This is a genomic window from Streptomyces ossamyceticus (genome assembly GCF_001418475.1).
In the GTDB taxonomy this organism is placed as follows: domain Bacteria; phylum Actinomycetota; class Actinomycetes; order Streptomycetales; family Streptomycetaceae; genus Streptomyces; species Streptomyces ossamyceticus.
This window is the reverse complement of the sequence record NZ_LIQX01000854.1, coordinates 1-4,055: the sequence shown is the minus strand read 5'-3', so window position 1 is coordinate 4,055 and position 4,055 is coordinate 1. Positions and strand designations below refer to the sequence as shown.

At 71.7% G+C, this 4,055-nt stretch carries 4 protein-coding genes; all 4 read left to right on the top strand.

Going from position 1 to position 4,055, the window contains the following annotated elements:
* Positions 1-567: lysophospholipid acyltransferase family protein (locus tag AOK15_RS39725; protein WP_055523934.1), on the top strand; the 567-nt coding region annotated here is incomplete at its 5' end.
* Positions 568-684: 117 nt separating this feature from the next.
* Complete coding sequence (macS, locus tag AOK15_RS39720; protein WP_205632310.1) at positions 685-1,929, top strand: MacS family sensor histidine kinase; 1,245 nt, start codon at positions 685-687, stop codon at positions 1,927-1,929.
* A 71-nt stretch (positions 1,930-2,000) separates the two neighbouring features.
* A complete protein-coding gene (locus AOK15_RS39715; RefSeq protein WP_055523929.1) occupies positions 2,001-2,648 on the top strand; it encodes a response regulator in 648 nt (215 codons plus the stop codon).
* A gap of 186 nt (positions 2,649-2,834) precedes the next feature.
* Positions 2,835-3,863, top strand: coding sequence for a 6-phosphofructokinase (locus AOK15_RS39710; protein ID WP_055523927.1), 1,029 nt, complete (start codon positions 2,835-2,837; stop codon positions 3,861-3,863).
* The last annotated feature ends 192 nt before the right edge of the window (positions 3,864-4,055 follow it).

Genomic DNA, 4,055 nt, shown 5'->3' with positions numbered 1-4,055 from the left:
GGTGTGAAGGGCAAGCTCACGGCCGCCTTCTTCAAGGGCGTCGGCCAGCTCCCCGTGGACCGCTCCGGCGCGCGCGGCGCGGGCGAGGCCGCCATCAGGAGCGGTATCCAGGTCCTGGAGCGGGGAGAACTGTTCGGCATCTACCCCGAGGGCACCCGCTCGCCCGACGGCCGCCTCTACCGCGGCAAGCCCGGCGGCCTCGCCCGCGTGGCCCTCGCCACCGGCGCGCCCGTCATCCCCGTCGCGATGATCGACACCGAGAAGATCCAGCCGCCCGGCAAGGTCCTGCCGAAGGTCATGCGGCCCGGCATCCGGATCGGCAAGCCCCTCGACTTCAGCCGCTACCAGGGCATGGAGCACGACCGCTTCGTCCTGCGGGCGCTGACCGACGAGGTCATGTACGAGATCATGAAGCTCTCGGGCCAGGAGTACGTCGACATCTACGCGACCGCCGCCAAGCGGCAGATCGCGGACGCGGCCAAGGCGGAGAAGGATGCCGACAAGGCCGCCAGGGCGGCCCTCGCCAAGGCCGAGAAGGAGCAGGCGGCCAAGGAGCAGGCCGAGTAGTCCACGGGGGACAGCGGTCCACGGGGAGCGGGACCGGCCGACTGCGTGGCGGTCGCGTTCCCGGTACGGTCGCGTGCGGACACCGCGTCCGTCGTGGGTGGGGTGGGGGTCGGGCACATGCCGAAGCGCGAGAGAGTCATGAGGATGTCGGTCGAGCTGCCGCTGTGGCGCGCGCTCACCGGCTACCGGGTCCTGACGATGATCTACGCGGTCGGCCTGTTCATCAGCGCGTACGGCAAGTTCCCGCGCCCCTGGCTGGCGATCGCCTACTTCGTGGTGCTGGCCGGCTGGACCCTGGCGACCCTGCCCAAGGTCGCCAACGCGGCCAGCTGCACCAAACGGTTCCTCGCCGCCGACCTCACCATCGCGGTCGTCGGCATCCTGCTCACCCGGCTCGCCGACTCCCCGGCGCGGATCGAGGCCGGCGGCCCCACCCTGCCGTCGATATGGACCGCGGGCGCCGTCCTGGCCTTCGCCATCAAGGGCGGCTGGCGGTGGGCGGCCTTCGCCTCCACCCTCATCGCCGTCGCCAACCTGGTCCACCGTGGCGCCCCCACCCGCGACACCGTCCACAACGTGCTGCTCGTGTGGGTCGCCTCCATCGCCATCGGCTACGTCGTCGAGGTCGCCCGCGCCTCCGAGCGCACCCTCGCCCGAGCCCTGGAGATCGAGGCCGCCACCCGCGAACGGGAGCGCCTCGCCCGCGACATCCACGACAGCGTGCTCCAGGTCCTCGCCATGGTGCAGCGGCGCGGCACCGCCCTCGGCGGCGAGGCCGCGGAGCTGGGCCGCATGGCCGGCGAGCAGGAGGTCGCGCTGCGCACCCTGGTCTCCGGCGGCCTCGTACCGGTCTCCCGGATCTCGGAGGACGCGGCCGAGGGAGCGCTCGTCCGGGTGGTCGACGAGCCGGACACGGCGGAGTCCGGCGACGGCCCGCTCGACCTGCGCTCCCTGCTCGCCCCCTACGCCGGGGCGCAGGTCACCCTGTCCGAGCCGGGCGGCCCGGTGGAGCTGGCCCCGCACGCGGCACGGGAACTGGCCGCCGCCGTCGGCGCCGCCCTGGACAACGTCCGCCGGCACGCCGGTGAGCGGGCGCGGGCCTGGATCCTGGTCGAGGACTGGACGGACGAGGTCATCGTGACGGTACGGGACGACGGGCCCGGCATCCCCGAGGGGCGGCTCGCCCAGGCCGAGGGCGAGGGACGACTCGGGGTGGCCCTGTCCATCCGGGGCCGGCTGCGCGACATCGGCGGCACGGCGGAGCTGATCTCCGTGCCGGGACAGGGCACGGAAGTCGAACTGAAGGTACCCAGGGCCTCGGAAGCACCGAAGGACACACGGGGGAAGGCGGAGAAGCGGTGACGGACAACATGCTGGACGGACAGGAACGGTCGGGGGTCGACGGGCCGGGGCCGGGCGACCCGATCAAGGTCATGGTGGTCGACGACCACCCCATGTGGCGCGACGCCGTCGCCCGCGACCTGACCGAGTCCGGCTTCGATGTGGTCGCCACGGCGGGCGACGGCGAGCAGGCGGTCCGTCGCGCCAAGGCCGCCGCGCCCGACGTCCTCGTGCTGGACCTCAACCTGCCCGCCAAGCCCGGCGTCCAGGTCTGCAAGGAGCTGGTCGGCGCCAACCCCGCCCTGCGGGTCCTCGTGCTGTCGGCGAGCGGCGAGCACGCGGATGTGCTGGAGGCGGTGAAGTCCGGCGCCACCGGCTATCTGCTGAAGTCCGCCTCGACCGAGGAACTGATCGACGCCGTACGCCGCACCGCCGTCGGCGACCCCGTCTTCACCCCCGGCCTCGCCGGCCTCGTCCTCGGCGAGTACCGCCGTCTCGCCTCCGAGCCGGTGCCCGCCGCGGGCGCCGACGAGCCGAAGGCGCCGCAGCTCACCGACCGTGAGACGGAGGTGCTCCGCCTCGTCGCCAAGGGCCTGAGCTACAAGCAGATCGCCGAACGCCTCGTCATCTCGCACCGCACGGTCCAGAACCATGTGCAGAACACCCTCGGCAAGCTCCAGCTCCACAACCGGGTGGAACTGGTCCGCTACGCCATCGAACGCGGCCTCGACGACGAGTAGTCCGCCGTCCACCCGACCGGCCCGGCCCGCGTAGATCGACAAATGCGTCCATAGACCAATCCGAGGAGTAAACCAACCGCCCGACAGTTCACCGGAATTGCCCTTACCCGGTCATGTCGAAGTGACCTGCGTCACCATTACGGTGCTGCGGAAGGCTTACGGCAACCGCGGTGAAGGGACATTTCCATGCGGGTCGGAGTACTGACCGGAGGCGGCGACTGCCCCGGGCTCAACGCCGTCATCCGGGGCATCGTCCGCAAGGGCGTGCAGGAGTACGGCTATGACTTCGTCGGCTTCCGGGACGGCTGGCGGGGTCCGCTCGAGAACGACACCGTCCGCCTCGACATCCCCGCCGTGCGCGGCATCCTGCCGCGCGGCGGCACGATCCTCGGCTCCTCGCGCACCAACCCGCTCAAGGAGGAGAGCGGCATCCGCCGCATCAAGGACAACCTCGCCAAGCAGGAGGTCGAGGCGCTCGTCGCCATCGGCGGCGAGGACACGCTGGGCGTGGCCGCCCGCCTGTCGGACGAGTACGGCGTGCCCTGCGTGGGCGTCCCGAAGACGATCGACAACGACCTGTCGGCCACGGACTACACCTTCGGCTTCGACACGGCCGTGGGCATCGCGACCGAGGCGATCGACCGGCTGCACACCACGGCCGAGTCCCACATGCGGGTCCTGGTGGTGGAGGTGATGGGCCGCCACGCCGGCTGGATCGCCATCCACTCCGGCCTGGCCGGCGGCGCCAACGTCATCCTCATCCCCGAACAGCGCTTCGACGTCGACAAGGTGTGCGCCTGGGTGACGTCCCGCTTCAAGGCCTCGTACGCGCCGATCGTGGTCGTGGCGGAGGGCGCGATGCCGAAGGACGGCCAGATGGTCCTGAAGGACGAGTCCCTGGACTCGTTCGGGCACGTCCGGCTGTCCGGGGTCGGCGAATGGCTGGCCAAGGAGATCGAGAGGCGCACGGGCAAGGAGGCCCGGACGACCGTCCTCGGCCATGTCCAGCGCGGGGGCACGCCCAGCGCGTTCGATCGCTGGCTCGCCACGCGGTTCGGGCTGCACGCGATCGACGCGGTCCGTGACGGGGACTTCGGCAAAATGGTCGCGCTGCGCGGCACGGACATCGTCCGCGTCCCGATCGCCGACGCGACGGCCAAGCTGAAGACGGTGGATCCCGCGCTGTACGAGGAGGTCGGCGTCTTCTTCGGCTGACCGGGGGAGGGGCCTGTGCACGTCGCCGGGTGCGGGTGGTGTGTGGTTGCTCGCGCAGTTCCCCGCTCCCCTGAAGGGTTCGGGCCTGCGGCCCGCCCTTCATGAAAAGCACGGGGCGCAGCCCCGGTCGCTTTTCAGGGCGCGGGGCGGTGACATGTGCGGCTCCGCCGAGTGGGCGCGACCAGCCCCCAC

Bases quoted from the DNA above. Each gene is read 5' to 3' on its own strand.
- AOK15_RS39710 (WP_055523927.1), top strand. From the start codon at position 2,835: ATGCGGGTCGGAGTACTGACCGGAGGCGGCGACTGCCCCGGGCTCAAC.
- AOK15_RS39715 (WP_055523929.1), top strand. From the start codon at position 2,001: ATGGTGGTCGACGACCACCCCATGTGGCGCGACGCCGTCGCCCGCGAC.
- macS (WP_205632310.1), top strand. From the start codon at position 685: ATGCCGAAGCGCGAGAGAGTCATGAGGATGTCGGTCGAGCTGCCGCTG.